Origin of the sequence: Colwellia maritima (genome assembly GCF_022669015.1) — a bacterium.
GTDB lineage: Bacteria > Pseudomonadota > Gammaproteobacteria > Enterobacterales > Alteromonadaceae > Colwellia > Colwellia maritima.
Genome location: NZ_JAKKSL010000002.1, coordinates 165,836 through 192,426 on the forward strand (window position 1 = coordinate 165,836; position 26,591 = coordinate 192,426).

At 36.1% G+C, this 26,591-nt stretch carries 23 protein-coding genes and 5 pseudogenes; 22 read left to right on the top strand and 6 right to left on the bottom strand.

Annotated elements, in window-relative coordinates; genetic code table 11:
• The first annotated feature begins 496 nt into the window (after window positions 1-496).
• The 4 genes from L3081_RS10875 to L3081_RS10890 all read left to right on the top strand — a co-directional run bounded on the left by L3081_RS10875 (window position 497) and on the right by L3081_RS10890 (window position 2,691).
• Window positions 497-1,093, top strand: coding sequence for a winged helix-turn-helix domain-containing protein (locus L3081_RS10875; RefSeq protein WP_242286057.1), 597 nt, complete (start codon window positions 497-499; stop codon window positions 1,091-1,093).
• Window positions 1,094-1,184: 91 nt separating this feature from the next.
• Window positions 1,185-1,673 (top strand): hypothetical protein, encoded by a 489-nt coding sequence (locus tag L3081_RS10880; protein ID WP_242286059.1) that lies wholly within the window; start codon window positions 1,185-1,187, stop codon window positions 1,671-1,673.
• Between the two features lie 62 nt (window positions 1,674-1,735).
• Window positions 1,736-2,275 carry a hypothetical protein gene (locus tag L3081_RS10885; RefSeq protein WP_242286061.1) on the top strand — a complete coding sequence of 180 codons (540 nt, stop codon included), beginning with the start codon at window positions 1,736-1,738 and terminating at the stop codon, window positions 2,273-2,275.
• Window positions 2,276-2,277: 2 nt separating this feature from the next.
• Window positions 2,278-2,691, top strand: coding sequence for a hypothetical protein (locus L3081_RS10890; protein WP_242286063.1), 414 nt, complete (start codon window positions 2,278-2,280; stop codon window positions 2,689-2,691).
• Window positions 2,692-2,904: 213 nt separating this feature from the next.
• Here the strand turns inward: L3081_RS10890 and L3081_RS26845 are convergent, their stop codons facing one another.
• Together L3081_RS26845 and L3081_RS10900 are read right to left on the bottom strand one after the other, a co-directional pair.
• On the bottom strand, window positions 2,905-5,049 hold the full coding sequence (locus L3081_RS26845; protein WP_274620497.1) for a PKD domain-containing protein: 2,145 nt from the start codon (window positions 5,047-5,049) through the stop codon (window positions 2,905-2,907).
• A complete protein-coding gene (locus L3081_RS10900; RefSeq protein ID WP_274620498.1) occupies window positions 5,046-5,684 on the bottom strand; it encodes a collagenase in 639 nt (212 codons plus the stop codon). The genes L3081_RS26845 and L3081_RS10900 overlap by 4 nt, the downstream gene beginning before the upstream one ends.
• Before the next feature lie 722 nt (window positions 5,685-6,406).
• Here L3081_RS10900 and L3081_RS10905 point away from each other — a divergent pair.
• The 5 genes and pseudogenes from L3081_RS10905 (at window position 6,407) to L3081_RS10925 (ending at window position 9,011) form a co-directional block, all read left to right on the top strand.
• Window positions 6,407-6,574 carry a hypothetical protein gene (locus tag L3081_RS10905; protein WP_242286065.1) on the top strand — a complete coding sequence of 56 codons (168 nt, stop codon included), beginning with the start codon at window positions 6,407-6,409 and terminating at the stop codon, window positions 6,572-6,574.
• Between the two features lie 291 nt (window positions 6,575-6,865).
• Window positions 6,866-7,147: pseudogene (locus tag L3081_RS10910) on the top strand (transposase); the annotation flags it as partial.
• A gap of 287 nt (window positions 7,148-7,434) precedes the next feature.
• Window positions 7,435-7,668: a CopG family transcriptional regulator gene (locus tag L3081_RS10915; protein WP_242286067.1), complete on the top strand. Its 234-nt coding sequence runs from the start codon at window positions 7,435-7,437 to the stop codon at window positions 7,666-7,668.
• Window positions 7,655-7,918 carry a type II toxin-antitoxin system RelE family toxin gene (locus L3081_RS10920; protein WP_242286069.1) on the top strand — a complete coding sequence of 88 codons (264 nt, stop codon included), beginning with the start codon at window positions 7,655-7,657 and terminating at the stop codon, window positions 7,916-7,918. The genes L3081_RS10915 and L3081_RS10920 overlap by 14 nt, the downstream gene beginning before the upstream one ends.
• A gap of 403 nt (window positions 7,919-8,321) precedes the next feature.
• Complete coding sequence (locus L3081_RS10925; protein ID WP_242286071.1) at window positions 8,322-9,011, top strand: hypothetical protein; 690 nt, start codon at window positions 8,322-8,324, stop codon at window positions 9,009-9,011.
• A 271-nt stretch (window positions 9,012-9,282) separates the two neighbouring features.
• Here the strand turns inward: L3081_RS10925 and L3081_RS10930 are convergent.
• Window positions 9,283-9,525: pseudogene (locus L3081_RS10930) on the bottom strand (transposase); the annotation flags it as partial.
• A gap of 464 nt (window positions 9,526-9,989) precedes the next feature.
• On the opposite strand from L3081_RS10930, the gene L3081_RS10935 reads away from it, so the two are divergent.
• The 6 genes and pseudogenes from L3081_RS10935 (at window position 9,990) to L3081_RS10960 (ending at window position 16,471) form a co-directional block, all read left to right on the top strand.
• Window positions 9,990-10,715 (top strand): hypothetical protein, encoded by a 726-nt coding sequence (locus L3081_RS10935; RefSeq protein WP_242286073.1) that lies wholly within the window; start codon window positions 9,990-9,992, stop codon window positions 10,713-10,715.
• Window positions 10,716-10,897: 182 nt separating this feature from the next.
• Window positions 10,898-11,380, top strand: coding sequence for a hypothetical protein (locus L3081_RS10940; protein WP_242286074.1), 483 nt, complete (start codon window positions 10,898-10,900; stop codon window positions 11,378-11,380).
• Between the two features lie 314 nt (window positions 11,381-11,694).
• Window positions 11,695-13,128 (top strand): 30S ribosomal protein S12 methylthiotransferase RimO, encoded by a 1,434-nt coding sequence (gene rimO, locus L3081_RS10945; RefSeq protein WP_242286076.1) that lies wholly within the window; start codon window positions 11,695-11,697, stop codon window positions 13,126-13,128.
• A 635-nt stretch (window positions 13,129-13,763) separates the two neighbouring features.
• Window positions 13,764-14,972, top strand: a pseudogene (gene zigA, locus L3081_RS10950) (zinc metallochaperone GTPase ZigA).
• A gap of 267 nt (window positions 14,973-15,239) precedes the next feature.
• On the top strand, window positions 15,240-15,728 hold the full coding sequence (locus L3081_RS10955) for a ferritin-like domain-containing protein (RefSeq protein ID WP_242286078.1): 489 nt from the start codon (window positions 15,240-15,242) through the stop codon (window positions 15,726-15,728).
• Window positions 15,716-16,471 carry a ZIP family metal transporter gene (locus tag L3081_RS10960; protein ID WP_242286079.1) on the top strand — a complete coding sequence of 252 codons (756 nt, stop codon included), beginning with the start codon at window positions 15,716-15,718 and terminating at the stop codon, window positions 16,469-16,471. Before L3081_RS10955 ends, L3081_RS10960 begins: the two co-directional genes overlap by 13 nt.
• 170 nt (window positions 16,472-16,641) lie before the next feature.
• Here L3081_RS10960 and L3081_RS28215 read toward each other — a convergent pair whose 3' ends face one another.
• Together L3081_RS28215 and L3081_RS28220 are read right to left on the bottom strand one after the other, a co-directional pair.
• The gene (locus tag L3081_RS28215) at window positions 16,642-17,208 is read right to left on the bottom strand and encodes an AAA-type ATPase lid domain-containing protein (RefSeq protein WP_338027301.1); all 567 of its coding nucleotides are present in this window, start codon (window positions 17,206-17,208) and stop codon (window positions 16,642-16,644) included.
• On the bottom strand, window positions 17,177-17,941 hold the full coding sequence (locus L3081_RS28220) for a sigma 54-interacting transcriptional regulator (protein ID WP_338027302.1): 765 nt from the start codon (window positions 17,939-17,941) through the stop codon (window positions 17,177-17,179). Before L3081_RS28220 ends, L3081_RS28215 begins: the two co-directional genes overlap by 32 nt.
• Window positions 17,942-18,386: 445 nt before the next feature.
• Here L3081_RS28220 and L3081_RS10970 point away from each other — a divergent pair, with 445 nt between their 5' ends.
• From L3081_RS10970 to cydC, 7 genes and pseudogenes are all read left to right on the top strand, one after another.
• Window positions 18,387-18,941, top strand: a complete 555-nt coding sequence (locus L3081_RS10970) for a GbsR/MarR family transcriptional regulator (protein WP_242286081.1) — start codon at window positions 18,387-18,389, stop codon at window positions 18,939-18,941.
• Window positions 18,942-19,036: 95 nt separating this feature from the next.
• Window positions 19,037-20,622 (top strand): annotated as a pseudogene (locus L3081_RS10975) (cytochrome ubiquinol oxidase subunit I).
• Window positions 20,623-20,632: 10 nt separating this feature from the next.
• Window positions 20,633-21,785: pseudogene (gene cydB / locus L3081_RS10980) on the top strand (cytochrome d ubiquinol oxidase subunit II).
• Between the two features lie 41 nt (window positions 21,786-21,826).
• On the top strand, window positions 21,827-21,952 hold the full coding sequence (gene cydX, locus L3081_RS10985; protein WP_242286083.1) for a cytochrome bd-I oxidase subunit CydX: 126 nt from the start codon (window positions 21,827-21,829) through the stop codon (window positions 21,950-21,952).
• A 92-nt stretch (window positions 21,953-22,044) separates the two neighbouring features.
• Window positions 22,045-23,532 carry a thiol reductant ABC exporter subunit CydD gene (gene cydD, locus L3081_RS10990; RefSeq protein WP_274620499.1) on the top strand — a complete coding sequence of 496 codons (1,488 nt, stop codon included), beginning with the start codon at window positions 22,045-22,047 and terminating at the stop codon, window positions 23,530-23,532.
• A 140-nt stretch (window positions 23,533-23,672) separates the two neighbouring features.
• The gene (locus L3081_RS26855; protein ID WP_274620500.1) at window positions 23,673-23,795 is read left to right on the top strand and encodes a hypothetical protein; all 123 of its coding nucleotides are present in this window, start codon (window positions 23,673-23,675) and stop codon (window positions 23,793-23,795) included.
• The gene (cydC, locus tag L3081_RS10995) at window positions 23,792-25,522 is read left to right on the top strand and encodes a thiol reductant ABC exporter subunit CydC (protein WP_242286085.1); all 1,731 of its coding nucleotides are present in this window, start codon (window positions 23,792-23,794) and stop codon (window positions 25,520-25,522) included. Before L3081_RS26855 ends, cydC begins: the two co-directional genes overlap by 4 nt.
• A gap of 108 nt (window positions 25,523-25,630) precedes the next feature.
• Here the strand turns inward: cydC and L3081_RS11000 are convergent, their stop codons facing one another.
• Window positions 25,631-26,518, bottom strand: a complete 888-nt coding sequence (locus tag L3081_RS11000; RefSeq protein ID WP_242286087.1) for a hypothetical protein — start codon at window positions 26,516-26,518, stop codon at window positions 25,631-25,633.
• Window positions 26,519-26,591 lie beyond the last annotated feature (73 nt).

Sequence of the window (26,591 nt, forward strand, 5' to 3'; positions counted from 1 at the left end):
TGTTTGTGTCATGAAAAATTCATAAATAAATGTTAGGCGTATAAAATATCACCATATCGAATCTATATTGAAAAAAGTAAGTAGGTCAAATAGTTTTTAAATTTAAATTTGTTTTATTATTTCTAGTAAAATCAAAGACTAATAAGTGACTTTAAATGATTTTTTATGATTTTACATGACAATTAATGACGCTAGATTACAGAGGCAAAAGAAGAGTGAATAATATATTAACTGACCCTTTGGTTAATAAAATGATGATTGACGGTGAAATTTGAATAGAAATATTTTTAGATAGCACAACATTATTTTCTAAATGACTAAACTTAAAAATAGCATTGCTGTTAAGTTTTACTACTGATTTTTCTTAAGCTAATTGGAAAGCATAGGTAATGAATGGAAAATTGAATATTTTATATCTTATACCTAGTAAGTTATGTAATTTTTATGCAATCTAACTTACACTTAAAAGAAGGTGTAATAGAAAAATAGCAGTAACATGATTGATACCCAACAACCATTTAACATAGCCAATATAACCATTTACCCAAAAACTGATGAAATGAGTTGTGATGGAACCACCATTGAAATCAAATCGATGGCAATGAAAATGATCTGCTTTTTTGCTAGTCATCATGATGAAGTTATTACGCGTGACAATTTAAGAGCAAGTATATGGCAAAACTCAAATGCCTCTGATCATACAATTAATAATCATATCTACAGTTTACGACAGATCTTCGCAAAATTTGATGATCAAACAAAGTTCTTTCATACGGTAACGGGAAGTAAGAGCGGCTATCGATTGTTAGCCGAGGTTACCCAAGAAAATGTTGATACAGGGGACAACAGTGATGATGCCTTATTAGCTAAGATAAATACTAACCTTCCTCCCCAAAGAAATACTGAAAAGCCGTCTTCGTTAATCATACAAAAAGTGACTAGTTTATCTTATCTAATGAAGCTGTTACTTCTTGTAGGCGTTGTGCTTATTTTTCTACTGAGTCTAAGGTTGTTTACTAACGAAGAGCCTAAATATGATAGTTTGTCATCATTAACAGCGATGATAGGTAGGGAACAAAATCCAAAGAATTAGCGAAGATGGGACTATTATACTTTATGCTAATCGAAGCAGCAGAGAGTCTACTTGGGAACTCTATGCAAGTCGATTATCTGAGTCTTCAGAAGTGCTTGAAACGACCAAAGTGTTTTCTACTACCTCAAGGAATGAGAATTACGTTAGTATCTCACCTAATAAAAGACAAATCGCATTTATTCGTTATCCAAAAGAGCAAAGAGGCATTTATCTTGCCGATTTTAATGAAAATACACTATCTGCCTCAAATGAAAAATTACTAATTCCTTTAAAAACAATAAATTTATCTCCAATCATTAGTTGGTTAAATGATTCGCAATTTTTCTATAGCGCAACTCAATCCCAATCAGCGCCGAGGAAAATATATAAATATGATTTAGCAACAAACTTATCAGAGCCTATAAGTGCACCACCTTTAAATACTTATGGAGATTTTGCTGCGATTGTTTCTCCAAATAAGCATTGGCTTGCCATTATGCGTTCCGATGAATTTTATGGTTATCAGTTATTCCTTTATGACTTAAACCAAAAAATACTATTACCTACTAACGTTACAAATAAAAAGAAAGGCTCAAGGTAAGCTTTAGTGATGACAGTAAATCAATATATTTCATCAATGAAGAGGGCTACCTATCAAGCTATTTGATAGCTGAGGCAAAGGAGAAGGTCATTTCATCAATTATTAACCCCGGTTATTGGCCTTTAAAAATTCCGAAGCAGAATAAGTTCATTCTTCAACAAGACTGGGGATTATCTTCTTTAACTAATCGAATTATACAAATTAATAATCCGAAAGTAGGTGGGGATGGTAAGAGTAAAGTAGTTGTTGATAATGGTTTATCAATTCGTTCAATAACTGAAATTGATAACGACGGACTTATTTTCGCTTCAATAGCCGCAAATCAACAAGTTGAATTATGGAAATACCAACACGGAACATCGATAAAGCTTGAAGCATTTAATACTATTGCACATCAACACTCTTTTTTGAGTTTACATTGGCTAAAAGGTAGCAATAAAGCTTTGTTATCCATCAATAATTCCTGTCATATCATTAATATAAATACTGGAAAAGATAACCCCCTATGTCCACTAAGGAGGTATTATATGCAGGTAGATTCTCAAAAGATGGTAAATCAATTTACTTGGTGGGTGATTATCAAAATACTTCTAGAGCAATAAAAATGGGTTCGTCAGGATACCCCTTATCTCCATTTCCTAAAATTAATAACCTAAACTCAATTCATGAAGGTGAACAGGGGGACTTTTATTATAGTCATGAACCAAGTTTTGATATATACCACTTTAATAGCGAAACAGGGCAAAGCAAAAAATTAATAGAGCGTACCTTTGTGATTGATAGTTTTTCAAATAATGACTTTGTTGTAAGAAAAACAGGAATTTATTTTATGGATAGAAAAAAAATCAAAAATAATGCTATTTATTTTTATGACTTTGCTAGTAAGAAGATAAGCTATGTTGTAGCAAGCAAAGACAATTATCCAAATGTGGTGATCAGCGAAGATGAAAAGCATATTTTCTTAATAGAGTCGTATGATAATAACAGTAAACTATTGCTCATTAGCGCGAGTGATTAAAGGTATCAGGTAAATCAACGCGATTTAGTGCGCCGTTATCAAGTACATCAGTGATTAAATAGTGCTCAGTGTCGAGGAGATACATACGGTAGATTCTGTTGTAGACACCTATTAGTAGTAAAGCCAGTAGTCAAGCGTTATATATTAAAAAAGACTACTTTGTCACCAGAGTAGTCTTTTTATTTTTTAAGTATACGTTTTATTCAATCCCTGTTATTTGAACTCAAACTTTACTGCCATACCGCTGTGTTGACCAACAATACTGAAGTATCTATAACCACTTCCAGGGTTATTTATGGTGATAGTTTCTGTATTACCTGCATTGTCAGATTTTTGATGATAACTTGAATTGTTTGCCCAACCTGAAGCACTGTAATATAGGTTACCGTTTCCTGTCCCGTGGTCTGCAGTAATAACAATAGTGCCGGTTCCTGCCGGAACTACCATGCCGTAGTAAGCAATTGAGTTATTCCATGACCCCGTTGGCACACACATATCATCATTCGCATTTACCTGCCCTGACTTTGGCCCCTCACTTGCACAAACATTTGCAACAGAGCTTCCGCCACCTGTTTGTTCTGGTTGTATTGTTGCCGTCGTTGTTGCACTTGCCGTAGCACCCTCATTATCTGTCACAGTTAACGTTACGTTATAAGTGTTGGCTGTTGTATAGGTATGGCTCGGGTTTGCTAAAGTGCTTGTACCGCCGTCACCAAAGTTCCGGCTGTATGCTGTAATAGGGCCTTCATTGTCAGTAGAGCCAGAGCTGCTAAAGCTTACTTGTGTATTGGCTGTACCAGTATATGCTCCATTTGCATTAGCTGTTGGTGCAGTATTTTGGTTGCCACCACCGGTATCACTGTCACAATTTGCACCATCAAAGTCAACTAAGATTGATGCACTGCCATTTGAGTTAGAGACTTTTACATTACCCCAGTAGTTTGTGCCACCTGTCACATGAATACACTCACTATTACCTGCATTGTTAGAGCTTCCATCATCACTACTAGTGCCATTTGGCCAGTTAGTATTATCGTAGCTAAGGCTTAAATTACCTGTCCCATTACCTGTTCTAATTGTTACGCTGTTGTGGCCACTTACATTAGGGATATTTAACCAAATGGTTGATGAGTTACCTAAACAAGCCGCATCACCTGCTGTTAAGTTACCGTTAGTAATAGCATTTTCTGTTGCACAGGCATCAGGTACGCTTGTTACAGGAGGAACCACAATAATATCGGCTGAAATTGTCGCTGTAGTTGTAGCTGTATTTGTTGCCCCTTCATTATCAGTTACTGTTAACGATATAGAATAAGTATTCGCGCTAGAATAAGTATGACTTGGATTAGCTAATGTACTTGTTGTGCCGTCACCAAAATTCCAGTTATATGAGGCTATAGAACCATCGCTATCTGAAGAGCCAAGACTACTAAAGTTTACTGCTGTATTCTCAGTACCAGTATAAGCACCATTTATTTTCGCAGTAGGTAAAGAGTTTTGAACAGCATTATCAATTGAATACGTATTAGTGCCTTCAAGTAGCGATACCACACCTTTACAGATATTAGATGAATCAACAAAGATCATTCTGTCGCCGGCTTTCCAAGTAGTACCTGTATAACTTTGACCTGCGTTCAACGTTCCATAAACAGTATCTGAGCGAACGCCTGTTACATAGTTAACCCAACGTACTTCCATGGTTTCTGAAGTGTTATTAGTTACGGTTACATCCGTTGCAGTATCTGATTTGAAATAAGGTCTTTCTAAACTACATGCTCCAATTTCATTGGCTGTAGGCAGTACATCGGGTACTACGTTAGCGACTAAGCTTGAATCAATTGAGAAATTAGCTGTTTGACCAACAACACCCACACCAACACATTCACGGTTGTCACTCATCATCATGAAACGATCGCCTTTGCGCCACAAATTATTATTATAATTTTGCCCTTGAGTTAAACGAACAATTTCATCAACACCGGCATAACCGGTGGTGTTGCTAATCCACATCATACGCAGTGGTACTGATGAATTATTGGCAATAGTTAAGTTTGAGGTAGCCGCTTCTCTGACATCACGTACATACATATGTTCTAAATCACAGGCACCGAAAGTATTATCAAGAGGCTCTGTACCTGGAACAATGGCAACAGCTGAAGTCAATGATTTAACATAAGCATCAAACCCTCCGCCAATATTGTCAGCAACATTTTTGATTGCACTTCTATAGGTTGCAGTATTTCCTGAACGAAGTGCCGAAATAATCGTATCGTAATCACTTCTATGTTGTGCATGCATATAATGAATTGCCATATAGCCCCATTTATAGAGGTCTTCAAGGTAATAATCTGCACTCAAAATATTATAAAGAGGAGGGATGTTTTTACCACAAGTCCTGTTAACGTTCGACTATAATTCGTACCTTGGGCTAAATAGTCTGCTAAACCTTCGGTTAACCCTGCATTATATGAAAAGATACCAAAATCACCTGAAACATTAAAACGACCATCTAAATAGTGAACGTATTCGTGCTGTAAGTTATACACTTGACCAGTGTATTCACAAGAAAAAGGTACCCAACTATCTTCACAAATATGTGCAATAAACTTTGCTTGGTTATTTGCATCAGATGGCGTGCCTTCAAGATACATTCCACCATTATCGGTATTAATACCAAAGTGCGTATTACCATTTGCCTTATATTCAGCGCTTGATAAATATACATAAACATCAAGTGTATTGTTATTATCGTTTGGTAAAGGGGAATTAGGACTTGAATTGAAGAAATTGTGAAAAGCTGTGTTTGTTTCTGAAATTTCATTACAACTCGTGATTAGTTGTTGTTGAGTCACACCTGTTTGTGCTCGAAATTTCACAGAATTACATTGATAGCTTTGTGTAAATGTCTGATCAATTGTAGCAGCGTTAACATTTTGACTACTAGCTAGTGTAATCGCTGCTAGTGCCCCCATAGAACTAATAATTCTCATCATAAATTGTACCTTCCTATTAAATTTAAGTAAGGTGACAAACAATATTCATCCAATGTAAAAAAGCATTTCTTATTATTTTATTGTTAAAAATGAGCTGCTTTAAACTTCCGTTGTTACAGTGTTAAATCACATGTTGAGCCCGACTAAAGAAATACAGTAAGAATATTGTTTATTGAGGTTGATACTTTTGTTACGTCTCAACTAACCAAATAATTACAGTTATAAATATAAGCCGAGCATACTGATAAAGTTCCTATTTCATTTATTCTTGATTAAATTTTTGTTTGGTTTTATACAGTATACAATCTAGAAGCTATCAGTGTGTTGTAAATATGTAAATAGGACAAGCCAGTAAATACGGGCATTGGAGGAAAAATGATTTAAAATGACTCCTTTTGTTGGTGGTATCAGTTTTACCAACTAACAATAAAAAGTTATTGGGCCATGATTTGTTTGATTTAATGCAGATTTTCGTGCCGTTGTATCTATATTCTAACCCCGTAAAATTATCACCGATAAACAACACAACAGCACTCTGTTTAGACTGAGAGTGATTTTAATGTTTAACGGCGCACTTTGGGTTGATTACGATAATTAAAATTCAACATTATTTAACATCGGCCACGGCTTAAGAAATGTACTATAATATTTGCCATGTTGTATAATGTATATTATTCTATAGATCTTTTAGTAAACAAATTCAATACTTCGGAATGATCAATATGATCAATATGAAAAATAAAAACAGTAGTGAAGACAAAGGCAATAAAAAAGAGCTTATTACCGAGACAAATGTCAATGTTAAGGGAGATGAAAATAAGGAGTCATCATCTGACTGTTTAGAATATTTTGAGGAGTTATATCCTAGCTATGAACTAGGATACAACTAAGTTTTGCTTACTTATCGGTGGAAATTGGATGTGATCAAAATTACGTCCTTATCCTCGATTCACAGCAATAAAGAAACTCTTAAGAATGATAGTCATTCAATCCCCGTTTAACTTACTAACACATTCCTGTAAAACCCCACGCATTAAACATTTGCCTTAGCGCTTATTCCAACAAAGCTTGCACTACACTTTGCAGAAAAAATTAAAAATTAACATGGACACTCGCTCAAATTTGAACAATACAGATTGCTCAACTAAGGTTAATAAATAACCTATAGTTAAGAGGCCTCCATGACAACAGCCCTAAAACAACTCATTAGCTTAGCTGATACGCCTTATTATCATTGTATTTCTCGTTGTGTTCGCCGTGCTTTTTTGTGTGGTGAAGATAAAAATACAGGGAAAAACTTTGATCATAGGCGAGGTTGGGTAGAGGATAAATTACTCAGTTTAACTCAGGTGTTTGCCATTGATGTTTGCGCTTACGCTATTATGAGTAACCATACACACACGGTATTGTTTATCGATGAAAATACTGCAAAAGGATGGTCGACAAAAGCAGTACTTGAGCGTTGATTGCATTCATTTTGAGTAACTATTTAACCTTTGTTATTTTAGTCTAATATTATAAGCGAGTGTCCGAGTTAATTTTACTCAGTAAAAACGACGAATTTTTAAGCTCCTGTATCACGCTGTAGAGTGTTAATGCGATATAGGTAATGCATTTAGTCCCCCTATTTTACGGGGTAATTAATAATAAACGAGTAAGTCTACAGTCTCGTTAGTTGCTTCTCGTCGTTTCGTGACATTATAACGCTATAGTGCTATGATGTTTTTGTCGAATTAATGGAGACATAATCATGAGTAACCTATCAAAACGTTCTACCGTTTATTTTGAGCCGGATATACATCAAGCTCTAAAAATACGCGCTGCTTCAGCTCATTTATCAGTTTCTGAGTTAATAGATGAAGCTGTTCGTTTATTAATGCGTGAAGATCAAGAGGATTTAGCCGCTGTATCAGCAAGAGCCAATGAGCCTGATATTTCATATGAAGATTTATTAAATGATTTGAAGTCACATGGAAAAATATAGAATAACGTTTAAAAAGTCAGTGGCTAAAGATTTACGAGTTATACCTAAAAACGATATAAAAAAGATCTTAAGTAAAATAGATACATTAGCTGTAAACCCTCGTGGTGAAGGTTGTATTAAACTTTCAGGGAAGGAAAATTATCGAGTTCGCCAAGGCTTATATCGAATAGTGTATGAAATAAAAGATGATGTACTTGTCGTTAATGTAGTAAAAGTTTCTCATAGATCACAGGTGTATAAAAACAACTAACAACACGCCCTGAGGTGGACAACAAGGACAAAGTACAGTTGTTTTTTCCCCTGCTTCGCGATTTTGGCCAACCGTTATTTTTCGCTTAGCAAGTGTTAATTAATCAGGCCATCCATGATAAATCTTCTTTTTAGTTTAGATGTTTTTGTGATTGTTTATTTTATTGTTGACTGTGCATAAATACACTAAAGTCAAAGAATATGTTATTTGCATGAAAAAAGGTTTTTACTAACTTTTAACTCATCAACCAGTTGGCGGGATTACTATTAACTTATTGATGAGTAGAGATAATAAGAGTATTGTATATTTTTAAATTTACATGATAGAAGGATCAATGTCGTGTTTAAACATGATATTCATCCTTCTACTAAGCGTTATAAGCCAATGCAGGGTTTGGAGTATCATGGAAGAAAATAAGTTTTTTAAATTAGTTTGGCGCTTCAATGGACTAGTAATTTCAGTTGCGGGTGTACTTGCAGTAGGCGTTCTTTTATTTGTTGCATTTAAACTTTTTCAGGATGTGACGAGAGAAAGAACAACTAGAAATATTGTAAACATTGAAGAGAACGCTGAAATAAAAGAAAACTGGAGATTTGGGCAACTAACTAAGATAAATGATGGAAAAGTACTAATGATTCCACTTTATTCCGACCAATCATTCGATCGTGATTATTTCAGTAAATCGTCAAACTCAACAAGAAATCATTTATTTATTAACACAGAAACGTCTCAAAAAACGTGGTTGTTTGATCATACAAATTACTTAATAGAACGCAGTGATAAATTGAGAAAAGGTGATTTCAATTCCAAAGAACCTATTGTTGCTATCTTATATCAACTTGTTCAACTGGATTCAGATCATGATAATCGTTTATCTGCCGGTGATTTAAGAACAATAGCTATTACCAAACCTGATGGTTCTGGCTACAAAGAGTTAATAAAAGAAGTAGAATCTATTGTGGATCATACTTTATTAAATAAAACCGAATTATTCCTAGTTTATCAAAAGGCTGGTGTGTCATATTCTACAGTCTTAAACTTGGAAAAATTCGTGCTAACTAAAACGGGTAAATTACCAAAAGTTGGATTATAACAAATAAGAATAGGTGTCGCGTCAGCCGACACCTTATTCGGGTGTTGAACAAGCCCGAAGCGCTACTTATTGTGTAAATAGTGATTTTTTTGTTGAAGGGTTCACAAGCAATTACTTGATCGCAAGACACACGAAGTTAAGACGTAAAATAAAGGCTGTTTTTCGTCTGTTTTTCACTGAATTTTTCTTTACTGTCTCATAGGGGGCTTTCTTCTTTTCCTCGTTTTTGTTTTTCATTTTAGCCATTATCCTTATACTATTCGCCTTTCGGCTACCTCGTTCGCGTGATACCAATACAATGCATTTTATGTTGGCAGCAAGGACATATTCTACTGGCGTGGGTTATTAGCTCATTATTTGGTGTCAGCCAATTGTGGTTAGGTATTAACAGTAATTGAATAAGCAATCGCAGTTTTTTAGCTCCCGACGACAACAACCCGTAATCACGCACCCGCTTCAATCCTGTGGGCAGTACATGTTGTAATATCAGCAGTAAAAACTTGAGTACGGGCAAAATTTAAAAAAGGGGGTACACATAATTTAATTTGTACCTGACCCCATTTATCTGACCCCATTTATCCATTTATCCTTGGTGCAATGTGCACTTAACAAGTGTTTTCAAGTCGGACACATAAAGTTGGCTGTGTTCGTTCCTCACATTTTAGCCAACTTTACTTAGGCGCTTAAAACGGCGTTGAGGCTGTAGAATAACTAATTCAGTCAAAACGATGAATTTATTGAGCTCCTATATCACGCTGTAGCGTGTTAACGCGATATAGTTAATGTATTTAGTACCCTTATTTTACGGTGTAATTAATAAAAACGAGTAACTCTACAGTTTCGTTAGCTACTTCATAATCACTAATATTTTGGGTGTTCTATTCCAAGTTATTGAAAAAGAAATTACAATAGAATATCAGGGTTATTTTTACCTCTGATATTGTCAAAAATGGATTATTAACCAAAAAGGAGTTTACTATGGGTGTACATGACATCTACCGCTTTAAAGAGAACCAACTTAAGTCTAAACTTTCGTATAATATTAACCAAAAGAAACTGTTTCAGGATATTGACAGAATACCTGAGCTGTATGGCGCAGCTGTAGTTTATATTGATAGTAATTACACAATTACAGAACTTAGACCTTTTGACCCTTCCTGTAGTTTAAATCCTATCAAAGTCGTTTTACGTGAACCACCGAACTTAATGAATCAAAAGGAATTTCTTGGACACTTAAAAGGAAGTCAAGGAAATATCCGAGAATCTAAGCTTGTTGGTGAAGTAGTCGGTACGGTACTAAGTTGTGGGGCTGCATTTCTAGGTTGGGTTGTTGTTTTTGGTAGCAGTGCAGCTATTCCTTTAACCGGAGGAACAAGCACAGCGGTAACTTATCTGGCAGTAGCTGCAAGTACTGCTAGCACTGCACAGTGTATAAACGGGTTCGTCAGAACTACATTGGAAGTTGCTTCTCCCCAATCTAATGATTTTTTAGACTCACAGGAGTGGTATCAAAGTGCTACAACAGCATTAGACATTATTTCACTTCTTGGTGCCGCAGCTGCGGGAGCTATGACATTGAAAACGGTAAAACTTTTAAATATTAATAGTGGTAATTTTATCTATTTTGAAAGGCTTATCTCGTGCAGAGAGAAAACGACTAAGCCAAGAAATAATCCGATTAAATCACCCTGGAATATCAAATAAATTATTGAAAGCTTTAGTTAAGGTGGTAGTTATCCTAAGCGCTACGCCGGAATTAAAATAACACAATCACTTACACTACAGCTAAAAGATGCTATAGGTGCATCAATGAGTTTTGCAGGTAGCGCACTTTCTGGTGGTGTTAATTCTCTTGCTGTTGGAATATATGAGGAGCTAGATCAATAATGAGGGGCGAAGAAGAAGAAGTTAATTTGCTATTTCCTCCTTGGAAACTAATGGGGAGGTTTTTATTAGTTATTATGCTGTTAATGATAGGGACTGGACTCTCTGGAACTATGTTCTTTCTTGAGTATTTTGATACTAAGCCAGAGTGGTTGGTTGGAACAATGTTCACAGTATCTATCATTTTTTGTTTAGTTAACTTTCGTGTGACTCGAGGCTCGTTTTTATGTGCAAGGATTCTAAAGTACTATTCGCTTTGCTTAATAATTATATGTCTACCACTACTGGTGATGATCGAGGGTGAAAAGTATTACATACTTTTATCAATCAATTTCTTTGCACTTACCTGTGCGCTTTATTTGATATCAGGGGAAACTTATCAAAAGTTGGTTCAGTATCAGCATGACTTCTTTGAAGACATTAGAGAAGCGAGAGAAGTCGTAGAAAAAGAACTAGCAAAATCTCGTAAATCAAAACGTAGCTAACGAGTCGTTAAAGCAGGACAAATAACAGTTGGCTTTTGCTCCTGTTCGCGATTTTAGCCAATCGTAATTTTCCGCTTAGCAAGTGTCACTAACACCCAATTTACTATCTATAGCTAGCCAAATACAACTCAAAAAACATTTATTCATCCTCAGCTCACATTCCTGTATAATCTCACGCATTAAAAAACTGCCTAAACGCTTATTCCAAGTAAAGCCTGAATTAGCAATAAAGGCAGTTAAACCACCATTTATGACGCTGCTCTTCATTAGTAAAAGCACCAGTAATAGAATATAGAGTAAGTTGAGAGCAATACATGACCGTAGAACAATTCGATCCAAGCACAAGTAATTCAAATAAAAGCCAAACAACCACGTTAGACATTCCTTCTAAAATGATTGAAGAGCAAAGTAACACTCAACCATCTGTAGAACGCTCTGCAAAGGTAGGCTTCGTGAGTCTGGGTTGTCCAAAAAATTTAGTCGATAGCGAACGCATTCTTACTCAATTACGTACTGAAGGCTATGATGTTACCAATAGTTATGATGATGCGGAATTGGTGATTGTTAATACCTGTGGCTTTATTGATTCAGCGGTTCAAGAGTCTTTAGATACTATCGGTGAAGCGTTAGCGGCTAATGGTAAAGTGTTGGTTACCGGTTGTTTAGGTGTTAAAAAAGATGAAATTATTGAATTACATCCGAACGTACTTGGGGTTACTGGTCCACATGCCTATGATGAAGTATTAACACAAGTGCATAAACATATTGCAAAACCAGTCCATAATCCGTTTATTGATTTAGTGCCGGCGCAAGGCGTTAAATTAACACCGAAGCATTATGCTTATTTAAAAATATCAGAAGGCTGTAATCACCGTTGTACTTTTTGCATTATTCCATCAATGCGCGGCGATTTAGACTCTCGCCCTGTAGGTGATGTATTAGGTGAAGCAAAACGTTTGGTTGATTCAGGCGTTAAAGAATTATTGGTTATTTCTCAAGATACATCAGCATACGGTGTTGATGTAAAACATAAAACTGATTTTTGGGATGGCATGCCTGTTAAAACTCACATGCAGCAGTTATGTGAAGAGTTGGCGAAGCAGGGCGTTTGGATTCGTTTACATTATGTATATCCATACCCTCATGTCGATAAAATTATTCCATTAATGGCGGAAGGTAAAATTCTGCCGTATTTAGACATTCCTTTTCAACACGCCAATAAACGTATTTTAAAATTAATGAAACGCCCTGGTAGTTCAGATCGCGTTTTAGAGCGTATTGCCAAATGGCGAGAAATTTGTCCAGAGTTAGTCATTCGTTCAACCTTCATTGTTGGCTTCCCTGGTGAAACGGAAGAAGAGTTTCAAGAGTTGTTAGACTTTTTAGAAGAAGCACAGCTAGATCGTGTTGGCTGTTTTAAATACTCACCAGTTGAAGGTGCTACGGCGAATGAATTACCTGATCATGTATCAGAAGAAGTGATGGAAGACAGGCTTCAACGCTTTATGGCCGTGCAAGCAAGAATAAGCGCTGAAAAACTCCAAGCGCGTATTGGGCAAGAATACCTTATTCTTGTGGATGAAATTAATGGTTTAGGTATTGTAGGGCGTTCTTACATGGATGCACCAGAAGTTGATGGCAAAGTGTATTTGTCTGACGATTTTGATGCAGAGCCGGGCGATCTTATTTGGGTGCAAATTATTCATGCGGATGAACATGATGTTTGGGGCGTTCGCGTAGAAGATTAATCTTTATAGAGCTTTAAGTTACAAAACACTGTCTGATAAATCAGGCAGTGGTGAATTTTTAAGTTACGTTACCTCATCTCGGCTTAACTTAATAAATCTTTCTAAAGTGATTTTTTTACTAACTTCTTCGTTAAATTCACTTGCAATACCTTGAAGATTAATATCAATTAATCCTACTGTAAAAATATCATTTCATTTTAGAAAATAAACTCACCAGTCAATTATGCCTTAAAACTAAAGCGTGTGAGTATTGACATGGTCATGGCTAGGTTTATTAACATAGTGCTTCTCAATAAAACTAGTAATAAAGTAACGAATCTAGTCTCCAGAATACAAAATATGTATATTTCAGTTTAAAGAACGTTTGCTAAGGTGGGTTTTTCTATGCTTGTGTTTTTGTTTTATCTATATTTATGTTTTTGCTCTGTTTTTTCTCTATTTTTATGTGGGTACTACTTATTTTTTAGTTCGGTTTACAATTCGGTTTACAATGAATTATTGTAATCATGTTGCAACCAATTTGTGATATTATCACGATAATTCTTTATTAAGTTAGTGTTATAGTATAACATATTGCTTTAATGTCTAGATAGTTGTGCTAGTCAATCTCAATGATACAAATAGAGAGTGTTCTCATGGTTCACAAGAATAAGTTACCAGTTACTGTTCTATCGGGGTTTCTCGGTCTTTGGAAAAACCACGGTACTAAGCCATATTTTGAATAATCGTCAAGGTAACAAAGTAGCTGTTATCGTTAATGATATGAGTGAGATTAATATCGACTCTGCCATGGTTGCAAATGAAGTGTCTCTTAATCGAAGCGATGAGAAGCTCGTTGAAATGAGTAATGGCTGTATTTGTTGTACATTACGTGAAGATCTTCTAATTGAAGTTACCAAATTTGCAAAAGATGGACGATTTGATTATTTGGTTATTGAATCTACGGGTATTTCTGAGCCATTACCGGTAGCCGAAACCTTTACTTTTTCCGATGAAGACGGTATTTCATTATCGGATGTAGCAACATTGGATACTATGGTTACCGTTGTTGATGCAGTAAATTTTTTAGAGGATTACGAAGAGGCATTGTCCTTACAAGAAGTCGGGAGTCGTTAGGGGAAGAAGACGAACGTAGTGTCTCTGATCTACTCGTTGATCAAGTAGAATTTGCTGATGTCATCTTGATTAGCAAAACTGATCTGGTTGATACTTGTGAAATTGAGCGCCTAAAAGCAATACTTAAAACCCTTAACACGCATGCGAAAATTATTCCTATAACACAAGGACAAGTGGATATTGATACAGTGCTGAATACGGGGTTGTTTGATTTTGAACGTGCCCAGAGCGCGCCGGGGTGGTTGAAGGAAATGCGCGGTGAACATATTCCTGAAACCGAAGAATATGGTATTAGTAGCTTTAGTTTTCTTGCTCGTCGCCCATTTCATCCTGAGAAATTCTATCATTTTCTTCACGATACGGAAAAATTTGGTAAATTAATTCGTTCTAAAGGGTATTTTTGGTTGGCATCTCGTCCCCTATTTTCAGGCCAATGGAATCAAGCGGGTGGAATTGCTCATTATGGTTTTGCTGCCATGTTTTGGAAATCAGTACCCAAAAAACATTGGCCTACCGATGAAGAGTCATTGATTGCTATACAAAAGCAGTGGGTTGAGCCATTTGGTGATATGCGTCAAGAATTAGTATTCATTGGTCAGCGATTAGATCAAACAGCGATGATTCATGCACTCAATGAATGTTTGTTGTCAGATGATGAATTAGTAAAAGGGAAAAGTTATTGGGCAACACTAAGTGATCCATTTCCAGAATGGAGTGAAAGCGCGTGAGAACATCAATGTTAAAAATGAAAGTTATTCAACAAGTATCGGACTTTTGAAAAACTTACAATACGTACTAGTACAAGTGACAAATTTGAGGCTTTTACCTATATTGTTTTAGCAGTTTCATTAATTAGGTGTTCTATTAGCAAGTAGAAATGATCACATTGTGAGTGAGATTGGTGTCAGTGTTTATTGAAACTTTTGTGCTAGCTATGTGCTAGCTAATGATACGTTAGCATAAAATTATTACAGCTAGTACTTTTAGGAGGTATTATGTCAGAAAAATTAAAAAGTGCACTTATCGAAGCAATCAATGATGAGTATAAGTCAAGGGCAGCATATAATGCTGTTATTAATAAGTTTGGTGAAATACGGCCATTTATCAACATAGTTGAAGCGGAAGGGCGCCATGTTGAGGCCTTATTGTCTCTGTTTGCTAAATACAACATTGATATCCCAGAGGATGATTGGAATTCACGTATAGACACTCCAACATCAATTCTTGATGCTTGTCAGTTGGGCGTGAGAGATGAAATTGAAAATGCAGAGATGTATGATAGATTACTTGATTTAACCATTGACTATCCAGATGTGCAGCAAGTTCTCAAAAACCTACAAAGAGCATCTAAAGAAAATCACCTTCCTGCTTTTCAGCGTTGTGTTGAAAGAGGTGGTGCTAGAGAAGATGGTGGAAATAGAACTGGTAGAAAGAAAGGTAATAATAGAAAAGGCTTGGGGCAACGGGGCCAATGCTTAAAATAGGATTTGAAAATGGAAAATACATTTTGGACAGCGTCGGCACGAGTTCTTTAGCCGCAATTGTTACGTCAATTGGCATATATACTATACGTAAATATGTAAATTGGGGAGAGCGCAATATTACCTATTTTATGTGTTTTGCTGCGGGTGTTCTTATTTCGGCATCTTTTCTTCACATTATCCCAAAATCGTTATCTATGAACCCCAATGCCGCTGTATATTTGTTAGTGGGGTATTTTGGCTTACATTTACTTAACCGTTTTCTTACCGTATTAGTTTGTCAAAAAAATCCTGAAAAAGAGAAATATGGGCTAGGACTTGTTCCAATGATAGGCATTGGATTTCACTCGTTCATTGATGGATTTATATACTCAATTGCATTTACTGTAAGTGTTTTTACAGGTTTTATCGCAACGGCAGGCATGGTTTTACATGAATTCCCCGAAGGTATCATTACTTATCTTTTATTAATTCGAGGAGGCGTTAGTGAGAAAAAGGCAATGGTACTTTCCTTTATTGCAGCAGCACTAACAACGCCTCTTGGAATGCTTTTTTCATATCCGCTCATAAGTGAAATTGATAAACCAATGTTAGGTGCTTTGTTATCATTATCAGCAGGCGCATTAATTTATGTCGGGGCAACGCATCTCCTACCTAGAGCAGAGAAAGAACACAAAAAATATAGTTTTGTTGCATTGGGTGGCGGAGTGCTAGTTGCTGTGCTAATCGTTTTATCAAAAGCTTGATTTAATAAGATGCTTTTTTAGTTAGTTTGGGCTGCATACATCAAATGATGATTGCCCCTAATTGAATTTGAGCAGCCCACAATAAATGTGTCTTATGCGGCTTGATCAGAAAACACATCCTTTAAACGACATACAAAATAAATTGAAAACCTAGAGGTAAGTAGGACTTTTTATTTATTAAAATCTTGAATCGTTAATTCGTGCTTTTGTAGTTTTCTATAGAGTGTTCGCACACTTATGTCTAATTTTTCCGCAATCACTTTAGGTTGATTTCCATATTGTTTAAGTAAGTCAGTGATATATATTTTTTCGTTGGAAACAAGGTTTGTTGAACTTGTTTCTGGTTTACTTAATGCTGTGATTTTTTGTGGTAATTCTGCCACGGTAATTAGCTCGTCATCACTTAATAACGCGCTTCGTTGCACTATGTTTTTGAGTTCTCGCACATTGCCAGGATAATGATAAAGTGCTAATGCCTTTAATGCCTCGTTAGTAAATTTTTTAGATGAAAATTCATTTTTTGATAATAAATGTTCAGCGAGTAATGGAATATCAGTTTTTCTTTCTCTCAAGGTTGGTAATCGTATAGGAAAAGCGTCAATCCTATAATATAAATCTTCTCTAAATTCACATTGTTTAACCATTACTTCTAAATTTTTATGGGTTGCACAAATTAACCTAAAATTAGCCTTTTGTTTTTCAGTACTACCAACTCGTCGATAATGCCCTGTTTCCAAAGAATCGTAACAATTTCACTTGTAAGTTTAAGGGAATATCGCCAATTTCATCTAAAAACAAGGTACCGCCATTGGCCATACTAATTAACCCTTTTTTACTGGTAGTCGCGCCGGTAAATGCGCCTTTTTCATGTCCAAATAATTCAGATTCAAATAAAGACTCATTTAACCCTGTGCATTCAACTTCTATAAAGGGCTTCTTCGATCGTTTGCTTGCTTGATGTATTGATAAGGCCGCAAGCTCTTTTCCTGTGCCTGTTTCACCTTGTAATAATATACTTATGTCGCTGTTGGCACTGCGAGTGATCATTTTAATTAGCTCTTGAAAAGCGTTACTTTTACCTATCAATTTTCGGTCACTACTGTAGCTACTCGCAAAATCTATCTTTTCAAGTATTTCTAAAAAGCCAATAGTTATGCCGTCATTATTCTTGACGGGTTTCATTAAAATATTGCAATAAGTATCACCTGAATCGGTTTTGTGTATATGCAGAGCAGAGCTATTTTTGTTGTTTTGTATACATGATGATAAAGGACACTGTTCGCCATTTTGATCACAAGGTTTAGTTGAGTTATGTGACACTTCATAACATTTACTTTTTCCTAGTATTACAGGGATAGAGTAAGTATCTCTATAAGCCTGATTTACCGCTTCAATTGAATAATCGGGTGTAATGAAAATTGTCGGCTTTTCAACAGACTCGATTATTGCTTGGATTGTTTGATGTACCATTGCTATTTACCTTTAAGCCTATGAGTCAAAATTGACAAAACAAAAAGCATTAAATGTCATTTATGACAAAAAAAGAAGTTTTTTTTTATTTATATTTCACGTCATCAACTTAAGGTTATGTTTTTAAAAGCTTTATAATAAGTGGTGCTTTCTGGCGTATTTATTGCTTTATAAGATTGTAATGCTAGAAATATTGGATAAAACAATCATTATGTTTTACCAATCGGAAATAAAAGCACTAATTGATTGGCATTAAACCAAGTAAACGTTTATAGGTGTGAATATGTATTAGATAAAGCGATAAATATTAGTTTTAATATTTCAGTTGTAGTGAGTTATTTGGCATAGAAATTACAAATATATACGTATTTATTAATTTGATCTGGATCAAACTTTCAAAAGGTATTAAACTTTCAGAAATAATTGAAACTTTGCGTTTGGTTCTATGGAAATTTCAGAAAAAAATCAGTCTTTCGTTTATCACTTTGGTGAAATGGGCAGTAAATGGGGTTTTAACCGTACCGTTGGACAAATGTATGCATTATTGGTGATTACGGATAAACCGATTACTGCGAATGATCTAGCGGGTACTCTTAATATCTCTCGTGGTAACGTCAGCATGGGTATTAAAGAACTGCAATCATGGAAACTAGTGCAAGTGACTCATGTGCCAGGAGATCGCAAAGAATATTACAATGCGATTGGTAGCGTGATGGATATGGCGAATATTGTTTTTGAAGAAAGGCGAAAACGTGAAGTAGACCCGACATTATCATTGCTAAGAAACTTGCTATTAGATACTCCTGAAACCGACAGTGAGATATATGCTCAGCAACGTATGAAGGATATTCATGACTTGCTAGAAATGATCACAAATTGGGCTTCAGAACTACAAAAATTGACACCTGAACAATTAAACACGTTAATGAAACTAGGAACAGGCGTGACCAAATTATTATCAGTTAAACAAGCGCTTTTTTCTAAAAAGGAAACGGAATAATTAAATTTGAAAATAAAGATTACCGAGAGATTTAATATAATAACGTATATGGTAAAAAACTATGTTGCGAAATCATCACGTAAGAGAGAAAAAATATGATCAATGAAACCTTAGTAGAGTTATCGCGGTGGCAGTTTGCTGTTACCGCTTTATTCCATTTTTTGTTTGTGCCACTAACTTTAGGTTTGACCTGGATTCTATTTATAATGGAATCCGTTTATGTAATGACTGGCCGCGCGATTTATCGTGACATGACCAAGTTTTGGGGGAAGTTATTTGGTATTAACTTTGCCATTGGTGTGGCTACTGGTCTTACAATGGAGTTTGAGTTTGGTACCAATTGGTCTTATTACTCTCATTATGTTGGTGACGTTTTTGGCGCGCCATTAGCGATTGAAGGGTTAATGGCTTTTTTCCTTGAATCTACCTTTGTTGGTATGTTCTTTTTAGGTTGGGATCGCTTAAGTAAACGACAGCATTTAATGGGTACTTTCCTGATGGCATTAGGAACTAACTTATCTGCCTTATGGATATTAATTGCCAATGGTTGGATGCAAAACCCCATTGGTAGTGAATTTAATTACATGACCATGCGCATGGAGCTAGTCAGCTTTAGCGAAATTATTTTTAACCCAGTTGCTCAGGTTAAATTTATTCATACGGTTGCCGGCGGTTATGTTGCGGGTTCAATGTTTGTATTAAGTATCAGTAGTTATTATTTACTTAAAGGGCGAGATGTTGCTTTTGCTAAACGTTCTTTCTCAGTTGCGGCCGGTTTTGGTTTAGCAGCGATTTTGTCTGTTATTTTACTTGGCGATGAGTCGGGTTATGAGGTGGGTGAAGTACAACGAGTTAAACTTGCTGCCATTGAAGCTGAATACCACACAGAGCCGCGCCTGCCGCCTTTACTTTAGTTGGTTTACCTGATGATGAGGCAATGGAAACCCATTATGCAGTAAAAATACCTTATGCATTGGGGCTTATTGCGACGCGTTCTTTAGATGAAGAAGTCATTGGTTTACGTGACTTACAAAAAGCCCATGAGCCACGCATTCGTAATGGGATGATCGCTTATGAATATTTAACTAAGTTACGTAACGGTGAAGAAACGCCTGAAAACATTGCTCGATTTAATGAGACTAAACATGACTTAGGCTACGGACTGTTACTTAAACGCTATACGGACAATGTGGTGGATGCTACAGAAGCACAAATTCAACAGGCTGTTAAAGACTCTATTCCTGCAGTTGCTCCCGTGTTTTGGGCTTTTAGAATCATGGTTGGTTGTGGTGTTGTGATGTTAATTCTGTTTGTTTTAGCTTTTTACTTTAACGCGCGTCGTGAAATAGAAAGTAAACCTTGGTTATTAAAATCATTATTTTTTGCCTTACCGTTACCCTGGATAGCCATAGAAACAGGCTGGTTTGTTGCTGAATTTGGTCGTCAACCTTGGGCGATTAGTGAAGTATTACCGACCTTTTTATCAACTTCAGACTTAGCGGTTGGCGATGTACTGTTCTCGCTTATCGCCTTTATCGTTGTTTATACTATTTTATTTATTATTGAGATGTATTTAATGGTTAAGTTTGCTCGATTAGGTCCTAGTTCTTTACATACAGGGCGTTATCATTTTGAAAAATCACCAGAGTTAACATCTGGTCTTCGCAGCCAGAATTCTTAAGGAGCAATGTATGTTTGATTATGAAACATTAAAATTTATATGGTGGGGCTTGGTCGGCTTTCTTTTTATTGGTTTTGCGATTACTGATGGCATGGATATGGGAGTAGGTGGTTTATTGCCGTTTGTTGCCAAAAAAGATGTTGAAAGTCGTGTGGTTATTAATACCGTTGGTGCCCACTGGGATGGTAACCAAGTATGGTTAATTACCGCGGGGGCATCACTGTTTGCTGCCTGGCCATTAGTGTATGCCACAGCGTTTAGCGGCTTTTATTTTGCGATGATGCTAACATTATTTAGTTTGTTTTTAAGACCTTTAGCATTCGACTATCGCAGTAAAATAGAATCTAATAAATGGCGTACTAACTGGGACAAAGCTTTGTTTGTAGGGTCTATGGTGCCGCCATTAGTCTTTGGTGTTGCCTTTGGTAACTTATTACAAGGTGTGCCGTTTAGCTTTGATTCATTAATGCGGGTAACGTATACCGGCTCATTTTTTGCGTTATTTACGCCTTTCACCTTATTAACCGGTGTTGTGAGTGTATGCATGATGTTGCTACATGGCTCTACTTGGTTAGTATTAAGAACTGATGCGGATGTTGCACAGCGTTCAGCCACTATTGGGCGTGTAGTTGCTTTGGTTTTAGCGGTTACATTTACTCTTGCTTGGTGTGATGGTTTGGCAAACTGTTGATGGCTACTCAGTTGTTAGTACAATCGATACCATGGGACAAGCACAGCCAACTACTAAAGTAGTCAGTACAGGCGGTGCTTGGTTAACTAACTTTATTGAAACTCCATTATTATGGTTAGTACCAATTACAGGCATAGTGATGCCATTAGTTGCTGCTTTCTTATTAGGTATTAAAAATAAAAGTACCTCGGTAAAAACTACGGCTTTGCTTACGAGTTCGTTAACCATTACGAGTGTTATTTTAACGGCAGGTATTGCTATGTTCCCATTTGTTATGCCTTCAAGTAGCCAACCTAACCATAGTTTATTAATGTGGGATACGGTATCTAGTGAAGGTACCTTAGGGTTAATGTTAATGGTTGTAGGTGTTTTTACACCAATCATTTTAGGTTACACCATTTGGTGTTATAAAAAAATGTGGCGCACCGTTACGATTGAAGAAATTGAGCAAAATAATCACACTGCGTATTAGTTCGGTTGTTTTCAATTTAAGTAAGATTAGAGGAATTATATATGTGGTATTTTAGTTGGATTTTAGGTGTATTGCTTGCTGTGTCTTTAGGGATTATTAACGTGATGTGGTATGAAATGGAGCAGCATATAGACAACGTTGCTGATGACCAAAATCACGATGATTAATTAAACCTACACTCAAGTTTAATAAAGAGTGAAGATTGAGCTTTAAAAAATATGAGCCGACGTTCAGTAATAAAATAAGCAAAGTGAGTTAAATGAAAGATAAAACTGAACAACAGAAGAAACAGGTTAATGGTCGGCTCAAAGCTCAAAAAAAACATGCTCATGGCAAGTTAAGTAGGGCAATTGCCTTAGGATCTGTTAATGGATTATTAATGATCCTACAAACGGCAATTTTAGCTTATTTAATTGATTTAGTTATATTTTCAAGTGAAGAAAGTAAAGCATATACGCTCACCCAAATTAGTATTGTATTAGTCGGTGTTATTTTTGCACGTGCAGCATTAGGTTACTTTAGTGAATGTTATAGCCGTCGTGGTGCGATGTTAATTAAAGCAAATATTCGCTCACGCTTACTTCATCGTTTGTTTCAATTTGGGCCGGCTTATACCCAAACTAAAGGTAGTGCAAAATTAGCCAGTTTACTTAACCAAGGGGTTGATTCGTTAGAAGACTATTTTGCGGGCTATCTTCCTGTTATTGCATACTGTGCGGTTATTCCTATAGCCATACTGATTGCTGTGTTTCCAATTGATTGGCAATCAGGATTGATTTTATTAGTTACAGCGCCTATGGTACCGTTTTTTATGATATTAATTGGTCATAAAGCACAGCGGTTAAATCAAGAACATTGGGCTAAACTTCAACGTATGAGTAGTCATTTTCTGGATATTATTCAGGGGTTAACTCAACTTAAAATATTCAATGCCTCGCGTAGAGAAATAGCCGCAGTAAAAAAAATTAGTGATGACTATGGTGATGAAACCATGGGTATTCTTAAAATAGCCTTCCTTTCATCATTTGTTTTGGAATTTCTTGCTTCTATTTCTATCGCCTTGGTTGCTGTGGTGTTAGGTTTCCGTTTGTATTATGGCGATGTAGATTATGTGTTTGCCTTATGGGTGTTATTATTAGCGCCAGAGTTTTACTTACCTTTTAGGCAGCTTGGTACCCAGTATCATGCAAAAATGGCGGGTGTTACTGCTGCTGAAGATCTTGTTGATGTACTCAGTCAATCACAATTTCAAATCAAATCTCAATCTCAGCCGAATCATACCGCAGTATTTCACTCACCTTTTACCATTAAGGTTGAACAAGTTGATTTTGCATACCCAGAGCGAAAGAATGCTTTATCAGCGATAAATACCGTTTTTTCAGCTCAAGGTTTATATGCGATTATTGGTGATAGCGGCTCGGGAAAATCAACATTAATTGACATGATATTAGGCTTTATTCAACCCTGTGCAGGTCAAATACGCATTAATGATGTTCCGTTAACAGCCACTAATCGCGATGCTTGGTTAAAACATTGCGGTTGGATTGCTCAACAAGCTGAAGTATTTCATGGTTCATTAGCGTTTAATGTCGCTCTGTCAGAAACATATAATGATGATCGGGTACTTGAAGCACTTACAAAATCAGGTTTATCGAGCCATTTAGCAAGTCTCGATAATGGTATAGAAACCCAAGTAGGTGAGTCTGGAGTGGTTTTTCTGGTGGGCAAGTACAACGGCTCGCATTAGCCCGTGTTTTTTACCATCAACCAGATGTACTTATTTTAGATGAGCCAACAAGCCATTTAGATAAGCAAACAGAACAAATAATAACGGATTCCATTAATGCTTATGCTAAAACGCATCTTGTTATTGTTATCGCTCACCGTTTGCATACGGTTAAAAACGCCAAGAATATTATTGTACTTGAAGAAGGTAAAATTATTGAGTCGGGTTCACATCAAGCGCTACTCGCTCAAAATAACTATTATGCTAAGCAGATAAAAATATGAAGGTTTTTTTTCGTTTAATTAAATTACTTAAACCTCAATTGCCTTTAATGCTATTGGGGGCGTTATTATCGGTAATTACGGTATTGGCTAATATTAGTCTGCCGGCTATTTCGGGTTGGTTTATTACGCTTATGGCGATTGCGGGTACCACAGGAATAACCGTTAACTATTTTACGCCGGCAGCGATAATACGTTTTTTAGCCATAGTGCGAACTGCAGGTCGTTATGCCGAAAGAATGTTAACGCATCGAGCAACTTTTAATGCGGCTTATCTGCGCCATTACTTTTACCAACAACTAGAGCCTTTATTACCTTATTACCAAATTGATTTAAGATCTGGCGACTTATTGGCTAGACTACAGCAAGATATCGACAACCTAGACAACTTTTATTTGCGTGTGTTGTTACCGATATTTGTTGTGCTTATTTCTGTGCCTATTGTTTGTTATGCACTTGCGTTATTTTCAACAACCATTGCTTGGTTCATGCTAAGTGCTTTGCTAGTTGTTGCTATTGTTTTACCTGTGATTAGCTATTTTACTTCTAAGACGTTAGCAAAAGAAAAAACACGATTGGAAAGTCATTTAACAGAAACGTTAGTTAATGGTATTAGCGCTATTAAAACCTTACTAGTGTATCAAGTCGGTACAAGTTATCAGCGTTCTATCGCAAGTATTACCAAACAGTATTATGATATTCGGTATAAATTAGTAAAAATTAATACGGCTTTAAACGCGCTTATTTTTTTATTTATTCATCTTTCAGCATTAGCTTGTTTATTTATTTTGTTGCCATCATTAGCCACTGGCGAGGTAGATAGTAAATCTTTAGTGGCCATTATTTTACTTGTTCTAGTTAGCTTTGAAACTGTCAGTAGTATGCCTCTGGCATTACAGTTACTACCCCAAAGTTTAGCCAGTGCAGCAAGACTTTTTGCGATTATAGATAAAGATAAACCTGTTGAGGTTGGAACTCGACAAATGCAGCAAGGAGATATCCACTTTGATAGCTTTACTTTTTATTATCCTGAACAAACTAAGTCAAGTTTAACGGAAATAACACTCTCAATAAAAAAGGGAGAAAAAGTGGCTATTGTGGGTGCTAGCGGTGCAGGTAAATCAACGTTAGTTAATTTACTGATGGGATTTTGGCCGACAGGTGATGGTGTCAATGCAGGAAAAATCTCTATTGCCGGAGATGATTTAAGCCAGTTAAACCAAGCGTCATTACGTGAAAATATTGCATTAATGAGCCGGCAAGGTCATATTTTTGATGCCAGTATCGCAGATAATTTACGTTTAGCTAAGTCAGATGTTACCAATGAAGAGATGCGTAACGCTTGTGCGCAAGTTAATTTACTCACGTTTATAGATAGCTTACCTAATGGCTTTAATACTTGGTTAGGTTCAACTGGCGTCGGCTTGTCGGGAGGACAAGTACAACGATTACAAATAGCACAAATATTACTTCGTTCAGCTAAGGTTTTGATATTAGATGAGCCGACAAAAGGGTTAGATCGACATAATGAAGAAGTTGTGATGGAAAATTTATTAGCGCATGTTATTGATCAGCAAAAAAGCTTATTGTTAATTACACATCAGCCGCTAATGTTACAACAAATGGATAAGATCATTGTTATGGAGCAAGGAAAAATTACCGCGCAAGGAAGTCACAATGAACTAATTAATAGCAACAATTATTATCAGACATTGCTGAATTATTTTTAAGTGTTCTTTATTTTCAATTTCATTCTGATTTTTTTCGGATTATAAAAAGCCAAATTCGGGACAATTTGGGCTTTTTATCTAGAGTTCTTTTATTGTAGAAAATGTGTATTAGTCACAAAAGTTACTGTCATACTGATAAACGGTTGCCGTTTTAGTCAGTGAATTTTGGGCATTCCAACTCACTAAGGTGGTTTCTTGCTGTAATGCTGTAAATAAGTCTTTAGCACGTGTGACTACATTGTTGCTAAAATCTTCGTTTGTATCTTCATATTTAAATGATATTTCCGCTACAATTGGCACCGTAGTACTTACCGATTCGTTATACCATAAAGTTAATGAAATTTCGGCGTCTAACGCACCTAAGTCTACACTCGCATTTTTATAAACGTACTCGTTTACTGTTAAGTTTCCTACTTTTTCAATATCGAGCGTTTCATCAAAGTTTTCGTCTTCTAAGCCAGGATATAGCCCGACAGGATCATCCATTTTGTTTAGATTTTTGCTATTACTAATATCTTGTTTAGTCGAATACGAATACTTGCTAATAAAAGGGGCTGCTATATCTTCTTCAAATTTACTTTCCCAGCCTGATTCAGTGCCATCCATATCTTTTTTAGTGGCGATGAATCTATCTGCTGATCGATACTTTAACGTAACTTCACGGTTGCCGTTTTCGATTCGTTCACGAAAAATATAATTGGCATTGTATAAGTCACAGCTTTCTTCTACATCATAGAATATAATGGTACGATCTTTTTCTAAACTTAAGCTACCTGATGTATCGCGTTCGATTGAACTGTTCTCAATAACGTTTTTTAATGCCGTCCAGTAGTTACTTACTTTGCTAGCGCGTGTAGAGGCATCACCAGTAAATAAACTGGTATCGAGGAGTATTTTATATTCGCGTGAGCCTACATCAACATCGGCCGCTGATATTGATATTGACAAGCACAACAGGGAGGTTGAGATGATGCTATTTGTTATGGTTTTATTCATGTGTATTCCTTTTTTACAATAAAGTCTAAAGAGAGAACATGGTTGAGTAGGTACTGTTGTTTTTGTTAATTTT

What these genes read in the sequence shown, in the direction of transcription:
- L3081_RS10875 (WP_242286057.1), top strand. Translation starts at nt 497, where the DNA reads ATGATTGATACCCAACAACCATTTAACATAGCCAATATAACCATTTAC.
- L3081_RS10890 (WP_242286063.1), top strand. Translation starts at nt 2,278, where the DNA reads ATGGGTTCGTCAGGATACCCCTTATCTCCATTTCCTAAAATTAATAAC.
- L3081_RS10900 (WP_274620498.1), bottom strand. Translation starts at nt 5,684, where the DNA reads ATGATGAGAATTATTAGTTCTATGGGGGCACTAGCAGCGATTACACTA.
- L3081_RS10905 (WP_242286065.1), top strand. Translation starts at nt 6,407, where the DNA reads ATGATCAATATGAAAAATAAAAACAGTAGTGAAGACAAAGGCAATAAA.
- L3081_RS10915 (WP_242286067.1), top strand. Translation starts at nt 7,435, where the DNA reads ATGAGTAACCTATCAAAACGTTCTACCGTTTATTTTGAGCCGGATATA.
- L3081_RS10920 (WP_242286069.1), top strand. Translation starts at nt 7,655, where the DNA reads ATGGAAAAATATAGAATAACGTTTAAAAAGTCAGTGGCTAAAGATTTA.
- L3081_RS10925 (WP_242286071.1), top strand. Translation starts at nt 8,322, where the DNA reads ATGGAAGAAAATAAGTTTTTTAAATTAGTTTGGCGCTTCAATGGACTA.
- L3081_RS10935 (WP_242286073.1), top strand. Translation starts at nt 9,990, where the DNA reads ATGGGTGTACATGACATCTACCGCTTTAAAGAGAACCAACTTAAGTCT.
- L3081_RS10940 (WP_242286074.1), top strand. Translation starts at nt 10,898, where the DNA reads ATGAGGGGCGAAGAAGAAGAAGTTAATTTGCTATTTCCTCCTTGGAAA.
- rimO (WP_242286076.1), top strand. Translation starts at nt 11,695, where the DNA reads ATGACCGTAGAACAATTCGATCCAAGCACAAGTAATTCAAATAAAAGC.
- L3081_RS10955 (WP_242286078.1), top strand. Translation starts at nt 15,240, where the DNA reads ATGTCAGAAAAATTAAAAAGTGCACTTATCGAAGCAATCAATGATGAG.
- L3081_RS10960 (WP_242286079.1), top strand. Translation starts at nt 15,716, where the DNA reads ATGCTTAAAATAGGATTTGAAAATGGAAAATACATTTTGGACAGCGTC.
- L3081_RS28220 (WP_338027302.1), bottom strand. Translation starts at nt 17,941, where the DNA reads ATGGTACATCAAACAATCCAAGCAATAATCGAGTCTGTTGAAAAGCCG.
- L3081_RS10970 (WP_242286081.1), top strand. Translation starts at nt 18,387, where the DNA reads ATGGAAATTTCAGAAAAAAATCAGTCTTTCGTTTATCACTTTGGTGAA.
- cydX (WP_242286083.1), top strand. Translation starts at nt 21,827, where the DNA reads ATGTGGTATTTTAGTTGGATTTTAGGTGTATTGCTTGCTGTGTCTTTA.
- cydD (WP_274620499.1), top strand. Translation starts at nt 22,045, where the DNA reads ATGAAAGATAAAACTGAACAACAGAAGAAACAGGTTAATGGTCGGCTC.
- cydC (WP_242286085.1), top strand. Translation starts at nt 23,792, where the DNA reads ATGAAGGTTTTTTTTCGTTTAATTAAATTACTTAAACCTCAATTGCCT.
- L3081_RS11000 (WP_242286087.1), bottom strand. Translation starts at nt 26,518, where the DNA reads ATGAATAAAACCATAACAAATAGCATCATCTCAACCTCCCTGTTGTGC.